Origin of the sequence: Janthinobacterium sp. SUN176 (assembly GCF_030587335.1) — a bacterium.
GTDB classification, from domain to species: Bacteria; Pseudomonadota; Gammaproteobacteria; order Burkholderiales; family Burkholderiaceae_D; genus Janthinobacterium; species Janthinobacterium kumbetense.
The window spans coordinates 2,493,768-2,517,590 of record NZ_JAPWIA010000001.1; the positions used below are offsets into that span (position 1 = coordinate 2,493,768).

Consider the following 23,823-nt stretch of genomic DNA (forward strand, 5'->3'; position numbering starts at 1 on the left):
CTTGGAGGAGACACGATGCAAACCGATAGCAACCCGCACGACCTGGCCGTGGCCGGCATCCTGGAGCAGCTCGAAGGCGCGCTGCGCGCCAGCGACAGCACGGGCGCCGCGCAATTGTTCGAACAGGACGGCTACTGGCGCGACCTGGTGCTGTTTACCTGGAATTTGAAAACCCTGGAAGGCCGCGAGCAGATCGCCGCCATGCTGGCCGCCCAGCTGGGCGCCGTGCAGCCGCTCTCCATTCGCATCGCCGACGGCGAACACGCCAGCGAGGCCGGCGGCGTGCTGCAAAGCTGGATCACGGTGGAAACGAAGGCGGCGCGCGGCGTGGGTTTCATCCGCATCCGCGACGGCAAGATCTGGACCCTGCTCACCACCATGAGCGAATTGAAGGGTTTTGAGGAAGCCAAGGGCGGCCGGCGGCCCATGGGCACGGAACACGGCGCGCGCACCAACCGCAGCAGCTGGCTGGAGCACCGCGAGCAGGAAGCAAAGGAACTGGGCTACGCACGCCAGCCCTATTGCGTCATCATCGGCGGCGGCCAGGGCGGCATCGCGCTGGGCGCGCGCCTGCGGCAATTGAACGTCCCCACCATCATCATCGAGAAAAATGCGCGCCCCGGCGACAGCTGGCGCAAGCGCTACAAGTCCTTGTGCCTGCACGACCCCGTCTGGTACGACCACATGCCGTATATTCCCTTCCCCGACAACTGGCCCGTCTTCACGCCCAAGGACAAGGTCGGCGACTGGCTGGAAATGTACACCAAGGTGATGGAGCTGAACTACTGGGGCTCGACTTCCTGCGAATCGGCCAGCTTCGACGAAGCGTCCGGCGAGTGGACGGTGCAAGTGCTGCGCGACGGCCAGCCCGTCACCCTGAAGCCGCAGCAGCTGGTGCTGGCCACGGGCATGTCGGGCAAGGCGAACATGCCGAAGTTCAAGGGCATGGACGTGTTCCAGGGCGAACAGCAGCACTCGTCGCAGCATCCGGGGCCGGACGCGTATGCGGGCAAGAAGGTGGTCGTCATCGGCGCGAACAATTCCGCGCACGATATCTGCGCCGCCCTGTGGGAAGCGGGCGTGGACGTGACCATGGTGCAGCGCTCGTCGACGCACATCGTCAAGTCCGATTCCCTGATGGACCTGGCCCTGGGCGACCTGTATTCGGAACGGGCGCTGGCGGCCGGCATGACGACGGCGAAGGCCGACCTGACGTTCGCCTCGATCCCGTACAAGATACTGGCCGACTTCCAGAAGCCCGTCTTCCAGGCCATCCGCGAGCGCGATGCGGACTTTTATGCGCGCCTGGAAGAACGGGGCTTCATGCTCGATTTCGGCGATGACGATTCCGGCCTGTTCATGAAATACCTGCGCCGCGGCTCCGGCTACTACATCGACGTGGGCGCCTCGGAGCTGGTCGCCGAGGGCAAGATCAAGCTGAAAAGCGGCGTCGGCGTGCAGGAACTGAAAAGCCATTCCATCGTGCTGTCGGACGGCACGGAACTGCCGGCCGACCTGGTGGTGTACGCCACCGGCTACGGCTCCATGAATGGCTGGGCGGCCGACCTGATTTCGCCGGAAGTAGCGAACAAGGTGGGCAAGGTGTGGGGACTGGGCTCCGCCACGACGAAGGATCCCGGTCCGTGGGAAGGCGAGCAGCGCAATATGTGGAAGCCCACGCAGCAGCAAGCCTTGTGGTTCCACGGCGGCAACCTGCACCAGTCGCGCCACTATTCCCAGTACCTGTCGCTGCAGCTGAAGGCGCGCATGGAAGGCTTGACCACCCCCGTGTATGCGCAGCAGGAGGTACATCACCTGGCGTGATGGCAGGGGCAAGCAGATAAAAAAAATGGCGGCGGACCGAAGTCCGCCGCCATTTTGCATTATGCAGCCAACAATTACTGCTTGATGGCTTCGATGGCAAACGTCAGCGTGACGTCATCGCTGACGGCTGGCGCATATTTGCCGGCGTTGAATTCCGAGCGCTTGATCTTGGCCGTGGCGTTGGCGCCGCAAGCGTCTTTTTTCAGCATCGGGTGCGGTGCGCAGGTGAACGAGGTGACGGTCAGGGTGACTGGCTTGGTCACGCCTTTCAGGGTCAGGTTGCCGTCGACGGAAGCGAGCTTGTCGCCGTCAAAATTGAACTTGGTCGATTTGTAGGTGGCGACCGGGAACTTGGCCGTGTCGAGGAAATCTTCGCCCTGGATGTGCGAGTTGAACAGGGTCGAACCCGTGTCGACGGATTTGGTGTCGATCAGCACTTCGACGGCGCCCGTCTTGGCGGCGCGGTCCAGGGTGACCTTGCCGGTGGTGTTATTGAAACGGCTTTGCTGCGTCGAGAAGCCCATGTGGGTGTACTCGAAGCGGGGGAAAGTGTGGCTGCCATCGATGACATAGACTTCAGGAGCGGCAACGGCGGACAGCGAGAAGCCGGCGGCGGCGATAAAAGCGAGCAGTTTTTTCATTGTAGGTTCCTAACAGAAAGTGGAGGATGTCAAAACCGCAACCAGCTGCAGGCGACTGGCGCATGCGGCTGATTGTCTGGCTTCAGTTGCAACAGATTATGCATGGCATGAAGATCGATGTAAAACGGAAAATATACCTAGTTAGCATCGATAAAATCGATAATACATGGCGATATTCTCTGTGACAGCGCCTTCTGCTGCCGATTATTGTCTGCATTGCCAAAAATATCCAGCGTTATCCGGCGCCTCAGATTACATCATAAATGAGAATGATTCTTGTTATTATTTGATGGGCTTGCTATCATGGCGCGCTTTGATCACGGGGACATGCGCGGTGCTTGAACGCTATTACCAGGAATTGCTGCGCCTGATTTCGCGCTCCACGGGATGCCGCGACAAGGCCCAGGACGTGGTGCAGGAAGCCTATGCCCGCCTCCTGGCGCGCCAGCCGCAAGGCGGCGCCCGCGCCCTGCATGGCGATACGCCACCCGACAGCGGCCAGCGCGCCCTGCTGTACGTCACGGCGAAAAACATCGCCATCGACGAACAGCGTTTGCGCCAGAGGCGGCCCCATGACGCGCTCGACGAGCCGCACATGCAGCTGCGCGCGCCGCGCGCCGATGAACCCGAGCAACGGCTGCACGACCGGCAAACCATGGAACGCCTGCTGCTCATCATCGAGGGCTTGCCGCCGCGCTGCCGCCAGGCTTTCGCGCTGTACAAGTTCGACGGCCTGAGCCAGATCGAGATCGCCGCACAGATGGGTATCTCCGTCAACATGGTGGAAAAACACATCATCAACGGCATGCTCGCCTGTAAAAAAGGCTTGCCCGAGCGGGATACGCTATGAAACAGCACATGACATCACAAGACACGACGGCCGACGACATCGACTTCCTGGCGGCGCAATGGCTGCTGCGCCGCGACGCCGGCCTGGCCGCGCACGACCTGGCGGCATTGCAGCAATGGCTGGAAGCGGACCCGCGCCACCAGCAGGCCTGGCAGGCGCTGGCCCGCACCGATGCGCTGCTGGCCAGCCTGCCGGCGCAGCGCGTGGCGGCCTTCAGCCAGCCCGTCGCGGCGGCGGGCGCGCCGTCATCGCTGCTGCGGCGGCTGCGCCAGGCGGCCTCTTTCCCGCCGCGCGGCGCGCTGGCCGGCGGCTGCCTGCTGCTGTGCGGCCTGCTGGCCTGGCCGCTGGCCGGCCATCTGCAGCGCCCCGGCTTCCAGCACGATTACAGCACGGCGCGCGGCCAGTTCGCCACGCAAGTCCTGCCCGACGGCAGCCGCATCGAACTCGATAGCGGCAGCGCCGTCGACGTGGCCCTGTACCGCGACCGGCGCAGCGTGCGCCTGCTGCGCGGCCAGGCCATGTTCCATGTGCAGGCCGACCCTGCGCGTCCGTTCCAGGTCATCGCGGGAGCGGCCACGGCGACGGTACTGGGCACGCATTTTTCAGTGCGCCACGTGGGCGCCACGACACAGGTGAGCGTGGCGCAAGGCACGGTGCGGGTGGAGAGCGAAGCCGGCGCGCATGCCGAAGTGCTGCGGGCGGGCGACACGGTCACCGTCACGCCGCAGGGCGTGCAAGCGCTGGCCAGGGTCAGCGCGCAAGCGGTGGGCAACTGGCGTGCCGGGCGCCTCGATTTCGAGGACGCCACCCTGGCCGAGGCGCTGGCCGAATTCGAGCGCTATGGCGATTCAGGCCTCGTGCTTGACGACCCGGCCCTGGCCGGCCTGCGCCTGAACGGCAGCTTCGACGCGAAGCTGCCGGCGCAGTTTGCCGCCGCCCTGCCCCTGGCCTTGCCCGTGCGCCTGCAGCGCCAGGACGGCAAGCTGCACATTCTCGCCCGCTGATGTAGTCCACATGCAGCGAAATAAAATGCATCCGCACGTCAGGGTAAATGAGACTCATTCGTTTTAACTATGAAGGATCACCACATCACCATAGGAAAAACATGCATATGACTCCACCGCGCCCTCCCTTGCACGCCCGCCTGTCTCCCCTCTTCCTGGCCATCGGCCTGGCCTTCGCCACGCCCGCCGTGCATGCCGCCGCCGCGCCGGTGGCACAGGTCGAATGGCACATCCCCGCGCAGCCCTTGAACCGCGCGCTGAACGAACTGGCGCGCCAGGCCGGCATGGTGCTGCTGGCCGACGCGCGCCTGACGCAGGGACGGCAAAGCGCGCCGCTGCAAGGCCGCCATTCGCTGCCCGAGGCGCTGCGCCAGCTGCTGGCCGGCAGCGGCCTGCAGGCGCAGCTGCAAGACGGCACGACCATCATCATCAGCGCGCCCGCCCCCGTCGCCGCAGGCGCCGTGCAGATCGGCACCCTGCGCGTGAATGGCCAGGGCGGCAGCGGCACGTTCGAGACGGACGACACGGACCCGGCCGACCTGCCCTACGTCACGTCCGCCTCGTCCGCCTACATCGGGCGCGAACAGATCGAACGCTTCCGCGGCACCTCGCCGGCCGACATCTTCAAGGGGGTGGCCGGCGTGCAGGTGGGCGACAGCCGCAATAGCGGCGCCGTCGACGTCAACGTGCGCGGCATGCAGGGCCAGGGCCGCGTGCCCCTGCTGATCGACGGCAGCCTGCAATCATCCACCGTCTACCGCGGTTACGCGGGCATCGCCGACCGCAGCTACATCGACCCTGACCTGATCAGCGCCATCCGCATCGACAAGGGGCCGAACCTGTCGGCGCAAGGCGCGGGCGCCATCGGCGGCATGGTCAGCATGCAGACCCTGCGCCCGGAAGACATCCTGCGCCCGGGCCAGCGCACGGGCGTGCGCCTGCGCGGCGGCATCCAGGACAACAGCGTCTCGGCGCCGGACGATTTCGGCAGCGCGCCGCGCACGCACCGCAACAAGCTGGGCAACCCGCGCAGCGGCTTTGACAGCATCGCCGTGGCCACGCGCCAGGACGACTACGACCTGGTGGCCGCCATCAGCCAGCGCAGCATCGGCAATTATTTTTCCGGCACGCGCGGTTTCGAACGCTATCAGTTGCTCAACGAATGGGGCGACGACAATGGCGTGACGCAGTTCTTCAAGAAAGGCGATGAAGTGCTGAACACGGCCAACCGCACCACCTCGGCCCTGCTGAAAGCCAACCTGCGCCTGCCGCACGAACAGAAGCTGGAGCTGGGCTACCGCTATTTCGACAGCAGCTATGGCGAAATCATGCCCTCGCAAATCTACCGCAACAGCACCGGCAGCATCCCGCAATGGGACCCCAGCCAGGTGCGCACCAACGCGCTGACGGCGCGCTACGAATGGAAGCCGGAAGGCCAGAACCTGATCGACCTGAAGGCCAACCTGTGGCTGACGGACATGCAGAGCAAGTCGCGCAACGGCGATATCTTCAGCAATCCGCTGGAAGGCAAGACCAATCCGGGCGACCACGAATGCAAGGAATGCGTGGAAGTGCTGTACTTGGCAAAGAACCAGGCGCGCCGCGTCGGCACGGACCTGACGAATACCTCGCGCTTCGCCACCGGCATGGGCGCGCTCAAGCTCGATTACGGCCTGTCCTTGCAAAATGAAGATATCGGCCCGGCCGACAGCGTGCGCATCCTCGATGAAGACTTGAACGCCAATCACACGCTGCGCAACGGCAAGCGCCACGAGCAAAGCGCCTTCGCCTCGCTGCAGTGGCAGGCGCGCGACTGGCTGAGTGTCGAGGCGGGCGGACGCTTCCAGCGCTTCGATACGCGCGACCGCAACCGCCGCGCCGAGCAGCAATACCATCCGCAAGGCTGGCAATGGGTCACCATGTGGGACAAGGACGGCGATCAGATCGGCGCGGCGAAGTGGTACCAGGATGCGCAGGGCCGGTTCACGCCCGCCACCAATCCCGCGCTGGTGGGCGGCATGGTGGAAAACTACGGCACCGCGCCGGCGCCGCTGGACGTCTCGCAGGTGGACCAGTGGAGCGGCAATGGCTATGTCTACCGCGACGCCATCCCCGGCCTGTTCAAGTACAGCACGCCGATCCGCCGCAAGGACCACGGTTTTGCGCCCACGTTTGCGCTGACGGCGCGCCTGTCCGACAGCGTCAGCCTGCTCCTGCGCGATGCGCGCGGCTTGCGCATGCCCAGCCTGTACGAATCGACGATGGGCTTCTCGGCCACGTATTCGTCGCCCTTGAACGCCGAGCGCAGCCACAACCGCGAAGTGGGCGTGAGCGTGGTCAAGGATGGCGTATGGAGCGCCGCCGACAAGCTGCGCCTGCGCATCTCCTATTTCGACAACGTCACCCACGGCTACATCACGCGCCGCCCGATTCCCGACTTGCCGGCCTACGCGCAGAATTTTTCGATGGCGAACACGGACAAATACAGCGTCTCGGGCATCGAACTGCAGTCGTCATATGACCGGGGTAGCGTGTTTGCCGATTTTTCCGGTACCTGGAACCGCAAGACCCTGATCTGCGACGCGGCCACGGCGGCCTATTTGCGCAAGGCCAGCAAGTGGGAATCGGACATCTGGAACACGCCCGACTGCTCGCCCATCGGCTTTTCCAGTTCCTACGTGAGCAACCATATCCAGCCCAAGCTGAGCGCCAACCTGACCCTGGGCACGCGCTGGCTGCAGGAAAAACTCACCGTCGGCACGCGCCTGACGCACGTCGGCCATCCGCTGGCGCGCCAGGATGACAAGGCCGTGTGGCAGTCGTGGACGGGCACCTCGCCGCAGGTGCTGACGCAGGCCTACACCCTGGCCGACCTGTTCGCCAGCTACAAGATCACGCCCAACGCCACCGTCGATGTGGCGGTGGACAACCTGACGGACCGTTACTACCTCGATCCGCTGACTCTGAGCCTGATGCCGGGACCGGGCCGCACGGCGCGCGTCACGCTTGGCGTTCGTTTCTGATTTGATTCATCCTTATAATAGAGAGCAGATATTCCATGCATGCAGCAAGCGACACCAGCAGCACCTTGAACACCGTTCCGATTAACGCGGCCCCTAGCCGCAGCCAGCGCCTGAAAGCCGACACCATGGCCACCCACGACTTGCTGGACCAGCGCATCATGGCCAGCGCGCCGTTTTCCAGCCGCGACAATTACGCGCGCTTCCTGCAGGCGCAGTACGCGTTCCTGCGCGATGTCGACGCGCTGTACGACAACGCGCAGCTGGCCGCCCTGCTGCCGGACCTGGAACAGCGCCGCCGCTACGCCAGCATCGCGGCCGACCTGAGCGACCTGGGCACCGTCCTGCCGGCCGATGCGGCCACGCCGCCGTTCGACGCGCAACTGGACCTGGCCACGGCGCTGGGCTGGCTGTACGTGAGCGAAGGCTCGAAGCTGGGCGCGGCCATCCTGTATAAGCTGGCCGGCAAGATCGGCCTGGACGAGCATCACGGCGCGCGCCACCTGGCCGGCCATCCGGACGGACGCGCGCGCCACTGGCGCGATTTTACGTCAGTACTCGATACGGCCGTCCTTGACGCCGCCGGTGAAGCGCGCGTGATCGACGGCGCGCGCGCCGCCTTCCTGCGCATGCATGGCCACGTGGAGGCTTGCGCCTGATGGAAGAGCCAGTAATCCAGGCCGGCGCGGAAGCGCATACGGCACGGCTGCGCCGCTGGGCCTGGACGGCCGCCGGCATGCTGATGGTGGCGCTGGGCGTGATCGGCGCCCTGCTGCCCGTCATGCCGACGACGATCTTCCTGATCCTGGCACTGGCCTGCTTCAGCCGCGCCTCGCCACGCCTGGAACACTGGCTGCTGCACCACCCGCGCTTCGGCGCGCCGCTGCGCCAGTGGCGTGAACACCGCGCCGTGTCGCGGCGCGGCAAGGTCCTCGCTTGCCTGGGCATGGCCATCGGCTTTGTCGCCATGTGCCTCGGCCATCCGCCCTGGTGGGTCATCATCCTCGTGGCAACGATGGAAATCGCCGTCATCATCTATCTGCTGCGCCGCCCGGAAGGGCCGGCGCCGGAAAAGACGCCGCCGGCGGACTGGCACAAGCCGCTGACCATCGCCACGGTCTTCGCCATGCATGGCGCCCTGCTGGGATGGGCCGTGTACCACCGCGCGCCGGCAGCGCCCGTGCTGGCCATCGCGCCCGACTCCGCGCAGCCGGCCATGCTGCTGTTCCTGCCGGCCGCCGCCCCGCCCCGCCCGCTGGAGCAGAATCTTGCTGAACAGGCCAGCGCCGCGGCCGCGCCGTCGCGCGCCCTTGCCAAAAAAGCAGCGCCAGCCCTGCCGCAATTCGTGCCGCCGCAGCCGGATGCCGCGCCCATGCCGCCTCAAGCCGAGGCCGTCGCGGCCGTCGCCGAGCTGCGCCCTGCCCCCGTCACGCCGGCACCGGTGGCCACGGCATCCGTCGCGGCGGCGCCTCCCTCGCCCGCCCTGCCGCCCGCGCCACAGGAGCTGCGCAGCGGCGTATCGAGCTGGGAAGGCAAGGTTTTGGCGCGCATGGAGCGCTTCCGCCGCTATCCGACGGCGTCGCGCGCGAAGCAGGAACAGGGCGTGGTGTACCTGCGCTGCCGCATCGACCGCGACGGGCAGGTGCTGGCGGCCGCCATCGAGCGCAGTTCCGGTTCCGCAGCGCTGGATCAGGCCGCGCTCGACACTTTGCAACGGGCGGCGCCACTGCCGCGCATCCCCAAGGAACGGCCGGAGCCGCTGGAATTATCGATTCCCGTCGAATTTTCCATCGGCTGATCGCGTAAAAACCGCTTTTACTCTCGCCAAACACCCATATAGACATTATTTGCATATTCAAAGCAAGATTCTGTCGTAGGAGTAATAACACGATCGGAGGTATACTACGCAACCGACGTAACAGGCTGGGCGATTTGGCCCCTGCAAGCGCGCCTGTCACGGTCCAATAAAAAAGGAAACACTGCATGACCACACCACACCGTACGCCGGTGATTCGCATCGATGGCGCAAACAAGACCTTCGCGCTGCCCAAGGGCGAACAATTCCACGCGGTCAAATCGGTCACGCTGGAAGTCTATCCCGGTGATATTTTCGGCCTGATCGGCAAGAGCGGCGCCGGCAAATCGACCTTGCTGCGCCTGATTAACCTGCTCGAGCGTCCCGACAGCGGCAGCATCACGGTCGCCGGGCGCGAATTGACCAGCTTGAGCAAGGGCGAACTGCGCGACGCGCGCCAGAATATTGGCATGATTTTCCAGCAATTCAATCTGCTGCAAAACGCCAGCGTGTTCGACAACGTCGCCTTCCCCCTGAAAATCCATGGCACCACCAAGGGCGAGCACATCGCCGCCCGCGTCGAGGAATGCCTGGCGCTGGTGGGCTTGTCCGACAAGCTGCACAGCTATCCGGCGCAATTGTCGGGCGGGCAGAAACAGCGCGTGGCGATTGCCCGCGCCCTGGCCAGCCACCCCGACGTGCTGCTGTGCGACGAACCGACGTCCGCGCTGGACGCGGAAACGACGCGCGCCCTGCTCGATACCTTGCGCGACATCAATGCGCGCCTGGGCGTGACCATCGTCATCGTCAGCCATGAGCTGTCGGTGCTGGGCGCCATCTGCAACCGGGTCGCCGTCGTGGAAAGCGGCGCCATCGCCGAACAATTCGACCTGAGCGACACGGCCACCCCGCGCAAGACGGCGCTGGGACGCGAGCTGGCTTATTACGGCACCGAGGCGTTTGAAGCCACCGCATGGAAGGATGCAACACATGTTTGAAGAATCGATCAATAACGTCATCAAGCTGCTGCCGGAAATCTGGGTGGCGCTGGGCCAGACCATGACCATGCTGGGCATCGGCCTGACGGCCGCCATCCTGATCGGCGGCCCGCTGGGCATCTTGCTGTTCCTCGTCTCGGAAGGCCAATCGCTGGAAAACCGCCCACTGTCGACGATCCTCGGCTGGCTGGTCAATACCGTGCGCAGCTTCCCCTTCATCATTCTGCTGGTCGCCCTGACGCCGTTTACACGCATCATCGCGGGCACTTCGATCGGCCCGCTGGCGGCCAGCGTGCCGCTGTCGTTTGCCGCCATTCCCTACCTGGCGCGCCTGGTGGAACAGAACCTGCGCGAAGTGCCGCGCGGCGTGATCGAGGCGGCGCACGCCATGGGCGCGTCGGAAATGCAGATCATCTTCCGCGTGCTGCTGGTGGAAGCGCGTTCCGGCCTGGTGCTGGCCCTGACCGTGCTGTCGATCAGCTTCCTGTCGTATTCGGCAGTGGCCGGCGTGGTGGGCGGCGGCGGTATCGGCGACCTGGCCATCCGCTACGGCTACTACCGCTTCGAGACGGACATCATGGTCGCCACCGTGGCCATCCTGATCGTGCTGGTGCAAACCATCCAGTTCGCCGGCACGCGCATCGCCAAGCGCCTCGACAAACGTTAATTCATATTCAGTATTTCAGTACAAGGAAAAGCATGAACCACATTCGCCGCAACCTGCTCCTGGCCGCTGCCAGCCTGGCCTTCGCCACCGCCGCCCACGCCAAGGACCCGAAAGAACTCGTCATCGGCACCAGCTCCGGCCCGTATTCGGACCAGCTGAAGCTGGGCATCAAGCCTATCCTGGAAAAACAGGGCTACAAGGTCAAGATCGTGGAATTCAACGACTACGTGCAGCCGAACTACGCGCTGGCCGAAGGCTCGCTGGACGCCAACGTGTTCCAGCACATCGTCTACCTGACCAAGTTCGCCACCGATAACAAGCTGCCACTGAGCTCATTGATCACCGTGCCGACCATGCCGATCGGCCTGTACGGCGGCAAGCAGAAAACGCTGGCGGAAGTCAAGAACGGCGCCACCATCACCATGCCGAACGACCCGACCAACCAGGCGCGCGCGCTGGTGATGCTGGCCAAGATGGGCTGGATCAAGCTGAAACCGAACGTCGACCCGCTGCGCGCGTCCGAGCGCGACGTGCTGGAAAACCCGAAGAAGCTGAAACTGGTGCCACTGGAAGCGGCGCAGCTGCCACGTTCGCTGGCCGACGCCGACTACGCTTTCGTGAACGGTAACTTCGCCCTGGCCGCCGGCATGAAGCTGACGTCGGCCCTGAGCGTGGAAAAGATTTCGGACAGCTACATCAACCTGGTGGCCATCCGCACGGCCGACAAGGCCAAGCCATGGGTGAAGGACCTGGAAGCGGCCTACCGCTCGCGCGCCTTCCTCGACGCGACGAACAAGTATTTGGCCGGCTACGAAAAGACGGATTACCAGCTGGCGCTGGAAAAGACGCTGAAAAAATAGACCGCTGCATGCCATGCAAAAAGGACGGCCAAGGCCGTCCTTTTTTATTGTCCGCGCCGCGCGGGCGCAGTCATGCCTTGCTTAGAAGCGGTAGCCGACGCCGACGCCGATCAGCAGCGGATCCACCTTGACTTCGCTGGCCTTGGCGCCGCCGATGAAGACGTCGCTGCGGATCTGCACTTTCTTGATGTCGAAGTTCAGCGACCAGTTTTTATCGAGCTTGTAGTCGACGCCAGCTTGCAGCGCGAAACCCCAGCTGTCGTGTTCCAGGCGGCCGGCGCCGTTCAGCAATTTCACATCGGAAATATTCGTGTAGTTCACGCCGGCACCCACGTAAGGGCTGAACTGTTTTTCAGGCATGAAGTGGTATTGCAGCGACAGGGTCGGCGGCAGGTGCTTGAAGGTGCCGACTTGGCCGCCATCGAGCTTGACGTCATGCTTTTGCGGGTAGGTCAGGATCAGCTCGGCAGCGATATTCGGGGTGAAGAAGTACGAAATATCGATTTCAGGAATCGTCTTGCTGCTGACCGTCAAGCGGTCCGATGCACCGAGGCCACCAACAGGAGTCGATTTATCGGCCGGATCGATATGCACGGCGCGCGCACGGACCAGCCATGGGCTTTCCTGTGCCATTGCGTTGCCGGCGAATGCGCCAATGGCGGCCAGGACGATTGCTGCTGCAGTTGCGGACGTTTTCATTATGTTTTCCTCTGTCGTTAAGTAACGCTGCGAAGTCTAAGAGTGCAGTGCAACAAAAACTTTGATCCACATCAAATAGTGCTATATGGCATCACCAGAGGGATTTTTTCCTTTGCCCAGGTCAAAAATTGCCGCATTGCAGCGCATCAATGCACGTCGGCAAACAGGCTGGCGACCCAGTCGGCAAACACGCGCACGCGCGGCGACAATTGCCGGTGGTGGGGATACAGCACGGACACGGGCAGCGGGTCGGGCCGCCAGTCCCGCAGCACTTCCACCAGTTCGCCGGCCGCCAGCGCCCGCTCCAGGTGATAACGGGGCGCCTGGATCAAGCCCATGCCCGCGCGGCAGCAGGCGTGATACGCGTCGGCATTGTTGACGGACACGGTGCCTGGCAAGGCCACGCTGTGGCGCTGTCCCGCCACCTTGAAATCGAAGGGCCAGACCTTGCCCGTCTGGGCGGAAAAGAAATTGACGGCACGGTGGCCATCCAGCTGCGTCAGATGCTCCGGCGTGCCGTGCGCGGCCAGGTAGGCGGGGCTGGCGCACGTCACCTGGTCGAGCAGCGCCACGCGGCGCGCCACCATCGACGAGTCGCCCAGTTCGCCCACGCGCAGCACGCAATCGACGCCTTCGCGCACCAGGTCGACGAGGCGGTCGCCCATGCCGATTTCCAGTTCGATCAGCGGATAGCGGGCGCAGAACCGGTCCAGCACGGGCATGACGAAGTGCATGGCCAGGGTCGCGTGCAAGTCGATGCGCAGCTTGCCGGCCGGTTGCTGCGCCGCCGAACTGAACACGGCTTCCGTTTCTTCCAGGTCCGCCAGCAGGCGCACGCAGCGCTGGTAATACGCGTCGCCATCGGGCGTGGACGTCACTTGCCGCGTGGTCCGCTGCAGCAGGCGCACGCGCAGCCGCGCTTCCAGTTGCTTGATCGCATGCGTGACGGTGGCCTTCGGATAGCCGAGGTCATGCGCCGCCTGCGTAAAACTGCGCAGTTCGACGATGCGCGTAAAGATGCGCATCGCATCAAATCGGTCCATGCCCCCTCCATTGTTATTTCCTGCCGCACAGTATAGCGATTCGACCGCCACTTTTCAGCAGCAACCAATACTGCCGGCATCAGTTGCCCGCCACGCAAGCACCACTTGCGCCGATGTCACTGGATTGCCGCCCGCCCGCGCGGCATACTATTTACAGCACACACATGAGAATGGTAATGATTATCATTTGCGATATAATGCAATACCTCGCTAGGGCGACTACAAAAAGGAATGGGAGACATGGATATATTGAGGGAACTGCGTGAATCGGGCTTGAAAGTGACCATCCCCCGCTTGCGGATTCTGCAGCTGTTTCAAGAAGGCACGATCAAGCACCTGAGTGCGGACGATGTCTACAAACTCTTGCTGGCTGAAAAGATCGACGTGGGCCTGGCCACCATCTACCGCGTGCTGATGCAGTTTGCCGAAGCGGGCATCCTGTTTCGCCGGCATTTCGAATCGGGCCACGCCGTCTTCGAACTGAACGAAGGGCAGCACCACGACCACCTGGTCTGCACGGGTTGCGGCAAGGTCGATGAATTCGTCGACGAAGGCATCGAACTGCGCCAGAACGAGATCGCCGCCGAGCGGGGCTTCGTGCTGCACGAGCACGCGCTGTCGCTGTACGGCACTTGCGCCGAGTGCACGGCGAAGAAAGTGCCGCCGCGCCGGGCCTGAAGATGCCTGGGCCGTTTGGGCGCCGCTGCCATACGGTAAGATTCGCTCAAGCTTGAGAAAGGATCACCCATGTACATCGGAGAAATCGCCCGCCTGGCGGGCACCTCGCCCAAGGCCTTGCGCCACTATGAAGCGCTGGGCTTGCTGGGCGACGTGCGCCGCGCCGGCGCCTACCGCGTCTACACGCAGCAAGACCTGGCGCAAGTCAAACTCATACGCCAGGCGCAGGCGCTGGGCTTCCGCCTGGCCGAACTGCTGCCCATCCTGGCCGGCGACGATACGGACTGGGCCGCCCTGTCGCAGCACATCGCCGCCAAGCGCACGCAGATACGGCAGGATATCGCCCGCCTGCGCCAGCTCGACGCGCAACTGGCCGACATCGACACGGAAATCCACGACTGCCTGGCGCACCAATACCTTCAAGCGGCCGCTTGACTCTGCCCTCAGGGGCAGGCTTTAGCATGCAAGCTCTTCTTTAACGGACAGCCTGCACCATGACCAAGACGACACCCAAGCGCATTTTGATACTCCTCGGCCACCCGTCGGGCGACAGCTTTTGCGCCGCCCTGGCCGAAGCCTATGCCGCCACGGCCCGCAGCGCGGGCCACACCGTGCGCGAGCTGCGCCTGGGCCAGCTGGACTTCGATCCCATCCTGCACGAAGGCTACCGCCAGGTGCAGCCGCTGGAAGCGGACTTGCTGGCCGCGCAGGAAGCCATCAGGTGGGCCGAACACCTGGTGTTCGCCTACCCGATCTGGTGGGGCGGCGCGCCAGCCCTGCTGAAAGGCTTCGTCGACCGCGTCTTCCTGCCCGGCTACGCTTTCAAGTACCGCCCCGGCAAGGCCTTCCCGGCGCAATTGCTGAAGGGCCGCACGGCGCAGCTGCTGGTGACGATGGATACGCCGCCCTGGTATTTCCGCTGGGTCTACCGCATGCCCGGCATCCACCAGTTGCGCAAGACGACGCTCGAATTTTGCGGCATCAAGCCCGTCAGGGTGGCCAGCTTCGGCCCCCTCCTCGATTCCACCGAGCCGCAGCGCGCGCGCTGGCTGGCCCAGGCACAGGCGCTGGCCCGGCGCCTGTAAGTTGCTTGCCATGCAGCCATCTTGCATACGGTTTTGACAAGCTGGTAATCAAGCCGTCATATTCCAAGGCTACCATGATGATATTGCCTGTTTGTCAGTCGCCTTGCCGTCGCGACAACAAGGGTCCGATCGTCATGTAAAGGTAGCCGCTGTGGAGTTCAACGCTTCTCGATTGCATCTTCCCCGTTATCGCACGTCCGTGGCGTTTGATCTGTGCATTCCCACGGAATCCGTGCAGGCCGACGCCAGCAATTTCGCCGTGCTGGAATTGTTCACGGAACGGCGCGACATGATGAGCCTGCCCGTCACGGAGCAGCAGAAGCCCATCGGCTTGATCAGCCGCAATATCTTCATGTCGCAGATGTCCAAGCCCTTTTATCACGAGGTGTACGGCAAGAAGAGCTGCATCGCCTTCATGGACAAGGAACCGCTGATCGTCGACGGCGCCATGAGCATCGAAGACCTCACCTTCCGCGCCGTGGAAGCGGGCGAGAAGGCGCTGGCCGACGGCTTCATCATCACCGAGGATGGCGCGCTGGCCGGCGTGGGCTTCGGCTTGCAGCTGATGAACGTGGTCGCCACCATGCAGGCGGAAAAGAACCGGCAAATCATGCACAGCATCGATTACGCCAGCGTGATCCAGCGCGCGCTGCTGCGCACCTCGGATGCGGAACTGCGCGCCACCCTGCCCGACGCGCACCTGGAATGGCAGCCGCGCGACGTGGTCGGCGGCGATTTTTACTTTTTCGAGCGCCACGCGGGCGGCTGGTTTGCCGCCATCGCCGACTGCACGGGGCACGGCGTGCCGGGCGCCTTCATGACCCTGATCGCCTCGTCGGCCCTGAGCCAGGCCTTGCGCGAGCTGGGGCCGCACGATCCGGCCGCCCTGATCGGCGCCGTCAGCCGCGCCATCAAGACCCTGCTGGGCCAGGACGGCGCCAGCAGCGGCGAAGCCACCGGCCACGCCGGCTCGAACGACGGCATGGATTGCGCCTTCCTGTGCTACGACACGGCGGGCGCCAGCCTGCGTTTCGCGGGGGCGAAACTGGCGCTGCACGTGGTCGCGCCGGGCGAAGAGGCCGTGCGCGCCATCGATGGCGCGCGCATGGGCGTGGGCTATGTCGACACGCCGGCCGGCTACTGCTGGCACAACGAGACGCTGGACATTCCCGCCGGCAGCCTGCTGTTCCTCACCACCGACGGCCTGCTCGACCAGATCGGCGGCGCGCGCGACATCGCCTACGGCAAGCGGCGCATGCGCGAACAGCTGCTGGCGCAGCGCGATGCGCCAGCCGGCGACGTGGCGACGGCGCTGCTGCAGGACAGCGCGGCATGGCAAGGCAAGCAGCCGCGCCGCGACGACCTGACCTTTTTCTGTTTTCGCCTGTAGTCGGGCGCCATCGAGCCACCTTATCAACAAGAAACCGGGTCACCGGCTAGCCAGGAGCACGGACGTGCTGTACGAAGAATTCAACGAGTTTTGGGATGTGGCGCGCAAGCGCAACATCATCTTTTTTTACGTGGGCTATTTCTCGCAGCACGTGGTCAGCGCCATTTCCGAAACCATCAAGGCGCGCCTGGACACGGCCGGCGCGGCCGGGCCCACGCGGCGGCGCATCTTTTCCTCGTTCATCGAGATGTCGCAAAACATCATGCACTATTCCGCCGACAGCCTGACGCCCGATGCGCAGCTGGACCAGCAGATGCGGCGCGGTTCCTTCTGCATCGGCACGCGCGGCGACAGCTTTTTCCTCCTGTGCGCCAACCCCGTCTCGACGGACAACGTGGCGCAGATCCGCGCCCGGCTGGAGCCGCTGCACACCATGACGATGGAAGAAATCCGCCTGGCCTACAAGAAGGCCCTGCGCGAGGAAGCGCCGGCCGACAGCAAGGGCGCGGGCCTGGGTTTTCTGACCATGGCGCGCGACGCCAGCGAGCCGCTGGAATTCGAATTCGTCCAGGATCCCCAGGAGCCGGGCCACACCATCTTCTGCATCAAAGCCATCATTTGAAAGAGCCGACTCAGGAAAGCATATGCAATTACCGTCACCACTGTTCATCGCCGCGACCCCGAGTTCGCCCGAAATCGACTTCCGTTTCGAGCAGCACACCCTGTCGATCAAGGGCGAGTCGTATCCGGAAAACGCAGCCGCCTTCTATGGCCCGCTGATCGCCGCCGTGCGCGCCTACCTGGAAGGCTGCCGCGAAAGCGCCATCACCGTCAACGTCTCGCTGGCCTATTTCAACAGCTCCAGCACGAAGATGCTGTTTACCCTGTTCGACACCCTGAACCAGGCGGCCGTCGATGGCAACCAGGTGCGCCTGAACTGGTATCACGACGAGGACGACGACACCATCCTGGAATTCGGCCAGGAGCTGCAGCAGGACTTCATGGCGCTGGACTTCCACGACCATCCCGTGCAGGGCAGCTAGGGCATGCGCGCCGCCATCTCCGAATCCGACCTGGAGCCCGACCTGTTCACCGTGGAAGCGGCGGCGCTGGCTGCCGCGCGCCGCATGCACGCCGATACTCACGCCAGCGGCGAGGCGCAGCGGCGCGTGCTCGGTGAGCTGATCAATCACTACGAACGACTGATGCGCGAGACGCGGCGCCTGATCGGCCGCAGCGACCGCGCCGAGCGCGACATGCATCTGCTGAACCGCCAATTGCAAACCCTGGCCGGCCAGCTCGAATACCGCGCCACGCACGACCCGCTGACGGGCGCCTTGAACCGCGGCGCCGTGATCGACCACGCCTCGCGCTGCCTGGCGCAGGGCGACATGGCGCTGATCGTGCTCGACATCGACTTGTTCAAGCAGGTCAACGACGATTTCGGCCACCCGGCCGGCGACGGCGTGATCCAGGCCGTGGTGGACTGCCTGAAGGCACTGCTGGGACAGGAAACGGCCATCGGCCGGGTCGGCGGCGAAGAGTTTTCCGTGGTCTGGCCCACTTCCTCGCGAGACGACGCGGCGCAAGTGGCGCAGCGCATTTGCGAGAGCGTCGGCCGCCAGCGCCATGCGGCGCCCATCACGCGCGCCATCACCGTCAGCGTGGGCCTGAGCTGGAACCGCGCCGGCACGGCCTTCGAAACGGCCTACAGCCACGCGGACCAGGCCCTGTACCAGGCCAAGCGCGAGGGGCGCAACTGCGTGCGCCAGTGGCTGGAAAGCTGAAGCGGGCCTTAGCGGATATGTTCGCGCGCCATGCTGCCGTCGCGGCGCATGGCCGCCGCCGCCCGCTGCATGGCCAAGGCCTGCGCCTCGGGCAACTGCCTGTTGCAGGCGAGGTAAGTCTGCACGCGGTTGAAGGTCAGCAGCGGCACCACCTTGCCCTCCCACTCCTTGCCGGCAAACGGCTTGCTGCCCACCGCCATGCCGACGGCCCACAGGTCGATGCGTCCGAGCAGCAGCTTTTGCGGATTGAGCCACTCCTGCGTCACGGGCGCCACGTTCAGGCCGCGCTGGCGCAGGTAATCGTCGCGCGCGTCGCCCAGCACCGTGCCGATCACCAGGCCGCGCGCATCATCGAGCGTGCGCAGCGCCAAATGCCGTTCGGCCAGGCCGTAGAGTATCCATTCCGCTTCGTTCAGGGGCCCGATCCAGCGAAATTGCGCTTCGCGCTCCTGCGTGCGGCTGGTGGAAAAGATGCAGGTGTCGGCTTCGCGCAGCGCCTGCGCATACGCGCGCTTCCACGGCAGCAGTTCGATGCTGTAGGAAAGACCGGCGCGCGCCATGATGTCGCGCACCTTGAGCGTTTCACGTCCGACGACGACATTGCCTTCCATCATGCTCGACGGCGGCAAATGCTCGCCGACGATGCGCACGTCCACCGCCGCGGCCAGCGCCGGCATCAGCAGCGCCACTGCCAGCAGCCACGCCATGCTTGCTTGTTTCATGCTTGCTTTCATCTGCCACAGGGGATACAAGCCGATGTTACCATCGGCTCACCCTGGCATCGTTGCATATTATCAATAACACCACTTATTTACCGCAACGTGACAACAGGCCAACGCCGGGACGATCACCGTGCAGGGGGAAGGAAGAATAACTGGCGGAAAACAGTAGGAGTCGAACCTACGGGAGAACGTCTGACGCCCTCCACCGGGTTTGAAGCCCGGCCACATCACCGGATGAGTGTGCTTTCCGCGGTGCCTGAGCTAGTACTTAGCTGTTGGGCAAGGCCGCGGTGTAGGACCACAGCGCTTGCGGGCGCAATAGATGCCCATTGCCAACACGGCGAGTATAACCGACGCGGTCAAAGAATTCCAAGACCTGGATCGCCCGCTTGCGGCCCAGGCCGCTGGCGTCGCGGAACGTGGCCGCGCCCACGGCGCCATTGCCCGCTGGCAAGCCTGCATCCTCTTCCGCCTTGTGCGCCAGTTGCCGCACCAGTTGCGCCAGCTCGGCCAGCGCCGCCTGATGATAAAACAGGTCGTGCACGACCTGGCTGATCTGCCCTGCCTTGGCCAGTTTGCGCAACAGCCGGCGCGTTTCATCCTCGGCCAGGCCGAAGCCGCGCGCCAGGTCGCGCGTCCACGGCGGATCGGCACGCCCCTGCTCCAGGGCGGCCAGCAAGGGTTCGGCCATGGCCTGCTCCTGCGGCGTCAGTTCCACGCTGTGCGTCGGCAAATGCAGGCTGGCGCCGCGCGCCAGGATCTCGCCGCGCGCCAGCAAGCCTTCGACCAGGTGGCTCCACAAGGCGTCTTCCATCTCGGCGTCGACGATGCGTTTCAGGCGCCACAGTTCCGGTCCCGCCTCGTCGGGTGCGCGCGCGTGGAAGACGTCCAGGGCTGCCAGCACGCGCGTTTCCAGCGCCAGCAACGCATCCGGCGCCAGCAGCAGGGCGTCGCCGGCGCGCAGGGCGATACGCCGCGTGTCGGGCGGCAGCGCGAGGGCTCCCGCCGGCAGCAGGGACAGGCGCACCAGCAGCGATACACGCAGCCCCAGCGGACTTTGCGCCAGCAGGGCCGCATAGTCGCCGTGCGCGACGAACGCGGCCAGCGCATCGAGCCACGCCAGCCGGGCCGGGCTGCGCCGCTTGCGCGCGGGGCCGAACGGATCGAGCACCATGCCGCCGCCCACCGTCTGGGTCGCTTGCGCATTGCGCACGACGAAGCGGTCGCCCGGCACGCCGTGCATGGGCGCATCGAACACCAGCTGCACTCTGCCCGTCTGTCCCGGCGACAGGGTTTCGCCATCGAGCATGACGGCGCGCGCCAGCTGGTGTGCGGCACCCAGGTGCACGTGCAGCGGCGACCAGGCTTTCAATTGCACGCCCGCGTCGGGCAGCAGGGTCAGTTCCACGTCGAGGCGTTCGGAACACTGCGCCAGCTCGGGCGCGACGATCCAGTTGCCCCGCTCGATGCGCTCGCGGTCGATGCCGGCCAGGTTCAGCGCCAGGCGCTGACCCGCCGTGCCCGTCCCGGCGGCGCGGTTCTGCGCATGGATGCTGCGCACCCGCGCTGGCGCGCCGCCGGGCGCCAGCTGCAGCATGTCGCCCACCCGCGCGCATCCCGCCAGCGCCGTGCCGGTGACGATGGTGCCCTGCCCCGACAAGGTGAACACGCGGTCCACGCCGAGGCGGAACAAGCGCCGCTCGTCGCGTTGCGGCAAGCTGCGCGCCACCTGCGTCAGGTGCGCCAGCAGGGCGGCCACGCCGGCATCGCCGTCGAGATTGGCGGCGGTGGGGAAAATCGGGCTGCCCGCCAGCGGCGTGCCGGCCAGCAGTGCCTCGATGTCCGCTTCCACCTGCGCCACGCGGGCGCTGTCGGCGCGGTCGACCTTCGTCAGCGCCACGGCGCCGCGCGTCACGCCCAGCAGCTGCAAGATGGCCAGGTGCTCGTGCGTCTGCGGCATGACGCCATCGTCGGCGGCCACCACGAGCAAGGCGAAATCGATGCCCGTCACGCCGGAAGCCATGGTGCGGATAAATTTTTCGTGGCCCGGCACGTCGATCACGCCCAGCACCGTGCCGTCAAGCAGCGGCAGATAGGCGTAGCCGAGTTCAATCGAGATGCCGCGCGCCTGCTCTTCCTTCAGGCGGTCCGTGTGCACGCCCGTCAGCGCGCGCGTGAGCGTCGTCTTGCCATGGTCGATATGGCCCGCGGTGCCGACGATCATGCGGACAACTCGGCGAGCTGCGCGATGAAGGCCGTCTCGTGCGCCGCTTCCAGGCAGCGCAAATCGAGCCACAGGGTGTCTTGGCCGATGCGCCCGATCACGGGGCACGGCAAGGCGCGCAGCCGCTGCTCCAGCGCGCCCAGGGGATTGCTCAGACGCGAGCCTGGCGCGCTGCGGATGGCCAGGCCAAAGCTGGGCAGCTGGTCGACGGGCAAGGCGCCGCTGCCGATCTGGCTGGTCATCGCTTCGGCCGTGACTGCGTACGCGGCGCCCAGCGCCCCTTGCAGCAGCGGCAGCAGAGTGTCCGCCTGCGCGCGCATGGCGGCGGCGGGGCGCGTCAGCAAGCGCAAGGTGGTCAGCCGTTCGGCCAGCAAATCCGGCGCGCGGTACAGCCGCAGCACGGGTTCCAGGGCGGCCAGAGTCAGCTTGCCGACCCGCAGCGCGCGTTTCAGGGGGTTGCGCTTGATCTTCGCGATCAGGTCGGCGCGTCCGACGATGACGCCGCATTGCGGGCCGCCCAGCAGTTTGTCGCCGCTGAAGGTGACCAGGTCGGCGCCCGCCTCGATGGTTTCGCGCACCGTCGTTTCATGCGGCAGACCGTATTGCGCCAGGTCAACCAGGGTGCCGCTGCCCAGGTCCACGGCCGTCGGCACGCCGTGTTGTGCCGCCAGCGGCACGAGTTCGTCGAGTTCCACGCTTTTCGTGAAGCCGGTAATGGCGTAATTGCTGCAATGGACCTTCATCAAGAGGGCCGTATCCGCATTCACGCCATTCGCGTAATCGGCCAGGTGGGTGCGGTTGGTGCTGCCCACTTCGCGCAGCACGGCGCCCGCGCGCGTCATCACGTCGGGGATGCGGAAGGCGCCGCCGATTTCCACCAGCTCCCCGCGCGACACCACCACCTCCTTGCCCTGCGCCAGGGTGTTCAACATCAGCAGCACGGCGGCCGCATTGTTGTTGACGATGGTGGCCGCTTCGGCCCCCGTCAATTCGCGCAGCAATTCCTCGACCAGGTCGTCGCGGTCGCCCCGCTTGCCCGTGTCCAGGTCGAATTCCAGGTTCATCGGCCACTGCAACGCTTCCACCACGGCTTGCACGGCGGCGTCGGGCAGCAGCGCGCGGCCCAGGTTCGTGTGCAGCACGGTGCCCGTCAGGTTGAAGACGGCGCGCAGCTGCGAACGCGATTGCGCCTGCAGCCGTTCGGCCATCTGCGCGGCGATGGCGGCGATCGATGCGCCCTCTTCGCAGACTGCGCCCGCCAGCATGGCCGTGCGCAGTTCGGCCAGCACGGCGCGCGCGCAGGCCAGGGTCTGCGCGCGACCGTAATGCGCAATCAGGGCCAGGCAAGCCGCGTCGCCCAGGATACGGTCTACCGATGGCAGGCGCACGGTTTGCCCCGTCGTCATGCTGTCTGGCCCTCGCTGCTGTCGCCCTTCCCCAGCCACAGCAGCGGATTGCCGCTGGCGCGCTGGTAGCCCGCTTCGCCCACCAGCAGGTCGAGCATCAGGCTGGCCAGGTCGTCGGCCAGGGGCTCGACGTTGTAATCGTGTTCCTGGTTGAAGACCTTGCGGTAGGTATGGCAATCGTCGCAGGTTTCCGCGCGCGCCACCTTCTTCGGATCATTCGCCTTGTTCGGCAATTTGTCGTCCTTTGCCGTCACGGGGTCGAACGGCGCCGCGTCAGCCGCGTCCAGGCCCTGGTAAGCGATCTTGCCATTCTGTTCGCAGGTCGAACACTTCACGCGCACCATATGCCATTCGCTTTCGCAAATGCCGCAGTGCAGATAGCGGTAGCCCTGCGACCCGCCGCCGATGCGGATCACGCTGGCGACGGGGTGCGAACCGCAGACAGGGCACAGAGTGCCCGTTTCCAGGTCCGGCACGCGTGCAGCGCGCAATTCGCTGGCCGACACCGACCACAAGATTTGCAGGGCGGCCGCGACGAACGGCGCATGCATGGGGTTCAGGTTATCGCCATTTTCATCGAGTACGGCGTCGGCGCAGGCGTCCAGCGCTGGCGCATCGAGCGCGCGCAGCTGGGCCAGCACCTGCGTCAGGCCGCCGGACAGGGCCGGCTGGCTTGCCGCCGTGGCGGCCAGTTCATCGAGCAGGCTGGCGAATATGTCGCGCCAGACGGGCGGGCGGGCGCCGTTGACGGGCAGCACCGGCATGCGGTGCTGCATCGCGCGGCGCAGCGCGTCCGGGTCGGCGGCAGGCACGGCGCCGGGCGCCAGTTTTCCCACCACGGCGGCTTGCGCGTCGGCCAGCGCGGCCATCAGCACCAGGTAACCCTGCATGCCCGCGTCGACGGGGATGCCCTTGATGTTTCCCTGCGCCAGTTCGCGCAGGCGCGAGGCGCGCGCCTTGAACAGGCTGTCAGGCTGCGGCAGCAGCAGGCGCGGAATCGCGTTGTGGTCCAGGCCTTCGATTTCGCCTGGCTGAAGAATGCGTTGTACCAATGGAGTTTTCCCATCAAAAAAGGCCGAGCGTAGCTGGCCAGCCCATCCGGCGGATGCGGCTGTGTTTCGAAAGTATTT

Annotated in this window: 23 protein-coding genes and 1 tRNA gene; 16 read left to right on the forward strand and 8 right to left on the reverse strand. The window is 65.2% G+C overall.

Annotated features, from left to right (window positions below):
- Positions 1-15: 15 nt before the first annotated feature.
- Positions 16-1,824: an NAD(P)/FAD-dependent oxidoreductase gene (locus O3299_RS11185; RefSeq protein ID WP_305062345.1), complete on the forward strand. Its 1,809-nt coding sequence runs from the start codon at positions 16-18 to the stop codon at positions 1,822-1,824.
- Between the two features lie 74 nt (positions 1,825-1,898).
- On the opposite strand, the gene O3299_RS11190 is transcribed toward O3299_RS11185, so the two are convergent.
- Positions 1,899-2,465 (reverse strand): YceI family protein, encoded by a 567-nt coding sequence (locus tag O3299_RS11190; protein WP_099667289.1) that lies wholly within the window; start codon positions 2,463-2,465, stop codon positions 1,899-1,901.
- A 334-nt stretch (positions 2,466-2,799) separates the two neighbouring features.
- On the opposite strand from O3299_RS11190, the gene O3299_RS11195 reads away from it, so the two are divergent.
- The 8 genes from O3299_RS11195 (at position 2,800) to O3299_RS11235 (ending at position 11,659) form a co-directional block, all read left to right on the forward strand.
- Positions 2,800-3,315, forward strand: coding sequence for a sigma-70 family RNA polymerase sigma factor (locus tag O3299_RS11195; protein ID WP_251348086.1), 516 nt, complete (start codon positions 2,800-2,802; stop codon positions 3,313-3,315).
- A gap of 8 nt (positions 3,316-3,323) precedes the next feature.
- Complete coding sequence (locus O3299_RS11200) at positions 3,324-4,319, forward strand: FecR domain-containing protein (RefSeq protein ID WP_305062346.1); 996 nt, start codon at positions 3,324-3,326, stop codon at positions 4,317-4,319.
- Between the two features lie 101 nt (positions 4,320-4,420).
- A complete protein-coding gene (locus O3299_RS11205) occupies positions 4,421-7,342 on the forward strand; it encodes a TonB-dependent receptor (protein WP_305062347.1) in 2,922 nt (973 codons plus the stop codon).
- Positions 7,343-7,377: 35 nt separating this feature from the next.
- Complete coding sequence (locus O3299_RS11210; protein ID WP_251348083.1) at positions 7,378-7,998, forward strand: biliverdin-producing heme oxygenase; 621 nt, start codon at positions 7,378-7,380, stop codon at positions 7,996-7,998.
- A complete protein-coding gene (locus O3299_RS28090; protein WP_370385275.1) occupies positions 7,998-9,137 on the forward strand; it encodes a TonB family protein in 1,140 nt (379 codons plus the stop codon). Before O3299_RS11210 ends, O3299_RS28090 begins: the two co-directional genes overlap by 1 nt.
- Before the next feature lie 185 nt (positions 9,138-9,322).
- Positions 9,323-10,132, forward strand: coding sequence for a methionine ABC transporter ATP-binding protein (locus O3299_RS11225; protein ID WP_099667285.1), 810 nt, complete (start codon positions 9,323-9,325; stop codon positions 10,130-10,132).
- Positions 10,125-10,799, forward strand: coding sequence for a methionine ABC transporter permease (locus O3299_RS11230; protein ID WP_152251093.1), 675 nt, complete (start codon positions 10,125-10,127; stop codon positions 10,797-10,799). Before O3299_RS11225 ends, O3299_RS11230 begins: the two co-directional genes overlap by 8 nt.
- Before the next feature lie 32 nt (positions 10,800-10,831).
- A complete protein-coding gene (locus O3299_RS11235) occupies positions 10,832-11,659 on the forward strand; it encodes a MetQ/NlpA family ABC transporter substrate-binding protein (RefSeq protein WP_099667284.1) in 828 nt (275 codons plus the stop codon).
- 81 nt (positions 11,660-11,740) lie between these two features.
- Here the strand turns inward: O3299_RS11235 and O3299_RS11240 are convergent, their stop codons facing one another.
- Both O3299_RS11240 and O3299_RS11245 read right to left on the reverse strand, forming a co-directional pair.
- On the reverse strand, positions 11,741-12,358 hold the full coding sequence (locus O3299_RS11240) for an OmpW family protein (protein WP_305062348.1): 618 nt from the start codon (positions 12,356-12,358) through the stop codon (positions 11,741-11,743).
- A gap of 146 nt (positions 12,359-12,504) precedes the next feature.
- Positions 12,505-13,401 carry a LysR family transcriptional regulator gene (locus O3299_RS11245; protein WP_305062349.1) on the reverse strand — a complete coding sequence of 299 codons (897 nt, stop codon included), beginning with the start codon at positions 13,399-13,401 and terminating at the stop codon, positions 12,505-12,507.
- A gap of 240 nt (positions 13,402-13,641) precedes the next feature.
- Between O3299_RS11245 and fur the strand changes: the two genes are divergently transcribed.
- The 7 genes from fur (at position 13,642) to O3299_RS11280 (ending at position 18,341) form a co-directional block, all read left to right on the forward strand.
- Entirely contained in the window at positions 13,642-14,079 is a 438-nt protein-coding gene (fur, locus tag O3299_RS11250) for a ferric iron uptake transcriptional regulator (protein ID WP_099667281.1), read from the forward strand.
- Positions 14,080-14,148: 69 nt separating this feature from the next.
- A complete protein-coding gene (locus O3299_RS11255; RefSeq protein WP_305052639.1) occupies positions 14,149-14,514 on the forward strand; it encodes a MerR family transcriptional regulator in 366 nt (121 codons plus the stop codon).
- Positions 14,515-14,573: 59 nt separating this feature from the next.
- Complete coding sequence (locus O3299_RS11260) at positions 14,574-15,164, forward strand: NAD(P)H-dependent oxidoreductase (protein ID WP_099667279.1); 591 nt, start codon at positions 14,574-14,576, stop codon at positions 15,162-15,164.
- Positions 15,165-15,336: 172 nt separating this feature from the next.
- On the forward strand, positions 15,337-16,554 hold the full coding sequence (locus O3299_RS11265) for a SpoIIE family protein phosphatase (protein ID WP_305062350.1): 1,218 nt from the start codon (positions 15,337-15,339) through the stop codon (positions 16,552-16,554).
- 64 nt (positions 16,555-16,618) lie between these two features.
- Positions 16,619-17,176 carry a SiaB family protein kinase gene (locus tag O3299_RS11270; protein ID WP_071076508.1) on the forward strand — a complete coding sequence of 186 codons (558 nt, stop codon included), beginning with the start codon at positions 16,619-16,621 and terminating at the stop codon, positions 17,174-17,176.
- 22 nt (positions 17,177-17,198) lie between these two features.
- Positions 17,199-17,597 (forward strand): DUF1987 domain-containing protein, encoded by a 399-nt coding sequence (locus O3299_RS11275; protein ID WP_099667278.1) that lies wholly within the window; start codon positions 17,199-17,201, stop codon positions 17,595-17,597.
- 3 nt (positions 17,598-17,600) lie between these two features.
- Positions 17,601-18,341 carry a GGDEF domain-containing protein gene (locus O3299_RS11280; protein WP_251348081.1) on the forward strand — a complete coding sequence of 247 codons (741 nt, stop codon included), beginning with the start codon at positions 17,601-17,603 and terminating at the stop codon, positions 18,339-18,341.
- An 8-nt stretch (positions 18,342-18,349) separates the two neighbouring features.
- On the opposite strand, the gene O3299_RS11285 is transcribed toward O3299_RS11280, so the two are convergent.
- The 5 genes from O3299_RS11285 to fdhE form a co-directional block, all read right to left on the reverse strand.
- The gene (locus O3299_RS11285) at positions 18,350-19,063 is read right to left on the reverse strand and encodes an ABC transporter substrate-binding protein (protein WP_253192659.1); all 714 of its coding nucleotides are present in this window, start codon (positions 19,061-19,063) and stop codon (positions 18,350-18,352) included.
- A gap of 153 nt (positions 19,064-19,216) precedes the next feature.
- A tRNA-Sec gene (locus O3299_RS11290) sits at positions 19,217-19,312 on the reverse strand.
- Between the two features lie 19 nt (positions 19,313-19,331).
- On the reverse strand, positions 19,332-21,287 hold the full coding sequence (gene selB / locus O3299_RS11295) for a selenocysteine-specific translation elongation factor (protein ID WP_305062351.1): 1,956 nt from the start codon (positions 21,285-21,287) through the stop codon (positions 19,332-19,334).
- On the reverse strand, positions 21,284-22,693 hold the full coding sequence (gene selA / locus O3299_RS11300) for an L-seryl-tRNA(Sec) selenium transferase (RefSeq protein ID WP_305062352.1): 1,410 nt from the start codon (positions 22,691-22,693) through the stop codon (positions 21,284-21,286). Before selA ends, selB begins: the two co-directional genes overlap by 4 nt.
- Entirely contained in the window at positions 22,690-23,745 is a 1,056-nt protein-coding gene (fdhE, locus tag O3299_RS11305; RefSeq protein WP_305062353.1) for a formate dehydrogenase accessory protein FdhE, read from the reverse strand. Before fdhE ends, selA begins: the two co-directional genes overlap by 4 nt.
- Positions 23,746-23,823 lie beyond the last annotated feature (78 nt).

Coding starts and splice junctions, on each gene's coding strand:
- O3299_RS11185 (WP_305062345.1), top strand. CDS start 16: ATGCAAACCGATAGCAACCCGCACGACCTGGCCGTGGCCGGCATCCTG.
- O3299_RS11190 (WP_099667289.1), bottom strand. CDS start 2,465: ATGAAAAAACTGCTCGCTTTTATCGCCGCCGCCGGCTTCTCGCTGTCC.
- O3299_RS11200 (WP_305062346.1), top strand. CDS start 3,324: ATGACATCACAAGACACGACGGCCGACGACATCGACTTCCTGGCGGCG.
- O3299_RS11205 (WP_305062347.1), top strand. CDS start 4,421: ATGCATATGACTCCACCGCGCCCTCCCTTGCACGCCCGCCTGTCTCCC.
- O3299_RS11210 (WP_251348083.1), top strand. CDS start 7,378: ATGCATGCAGCAAGCGACACCAGCAGCACCTTGAACACCGTTCCGATT.
- O3299_RS28090 (WP_370385275.1), top strand. CDS start 7,998: ATGGAAGAGCCAGTAATCCAGGCCGGCGCGGAAGCGCATACGGCACGG.
- O3299_RS11225 (WP_099667285.1), top strand. CDS start 9,323: ATGACCACACCACACCGTACGCCGGTGATTCGCATCGATGGCGCAAAC.
- O3299_RS11230 (WP_152251093.1), top strand. CDS start 10,125: ATGTTTGAAGAATCGATCAATAACGTCATCAAGCTGCTGCCGGAAATC.
- O3299_RS11235 (WP_099667284.1), top strand. CDS start 10,832: ATGAACCACATTCGCCGCAACCTGCTCCTGGCCGCTGCCAGCCTGGCC.
- O3299_RS11240 (WP_305062348.1), bottom strand. CDS start 12,358: ATGAAAACGTCCGCAACTGCAGCAGCAATCGTCCTGGCCGCCATTGGC.
- O3299_RS11245 (WP_305062349.1), bottom strand. CDS start 13,401: ATGGACCGATTTGATGCGATGCGCATCTTTACGCGCATCGTCGAACTG.
- fur (WP_099667281.1), top strand. CDS start 13,642: ATGGATATATTGAGGGAACTGCGTGAATCGGGCTTGAAAGTGACCATC.
- O3299_RS11255 (WP_305052639.1), top strand. CDS start 14,149: ATGTACATCGGAGAAATCGCCCGCCTGGCGGGCACCTCGCCCAAGGCC.
- O3299_RS11260 (WP_099667279.1), top strand. CDS start 14,574: ATGACCAAGACGACACCCAAGCGCATTTTGATACTCCTCGGCCACCCG.
- O3299_RS11275 (WP_099667278.1), top strand. CDS start 17,199: ATGCAATTACCGTCACCACTGTTCATCGCCGCGACCCCGAGTTCGCCC.
- O3299_RS11280 (WP_251348081.1), top strand. CDS start 17,601: ATGCGCGCCGCCATCTCCGAATCCGACCTGGAGCCCGACCTGTTCACC.
- O3299_RS11285 (WP_253192659.1), bottom strand. CDS start 19,063: ATGAAACAAGCAAGCATGGCGTGGCTGCTGGCAGTGGCGCTGCTGATG.
- selB (WP_305062351.1), bottom strand. CDS start 21,287: ATGATCGTCGGCACCGCGGGCCATATCGACCATGGCAAGACGACGCTC.
- selA (WP_305062352.1), bottom strand. CDS start 22,693: ATGACGACGGGGCAAACCGTGCGCCTGCCATCGGTAGACCGTATCCTG.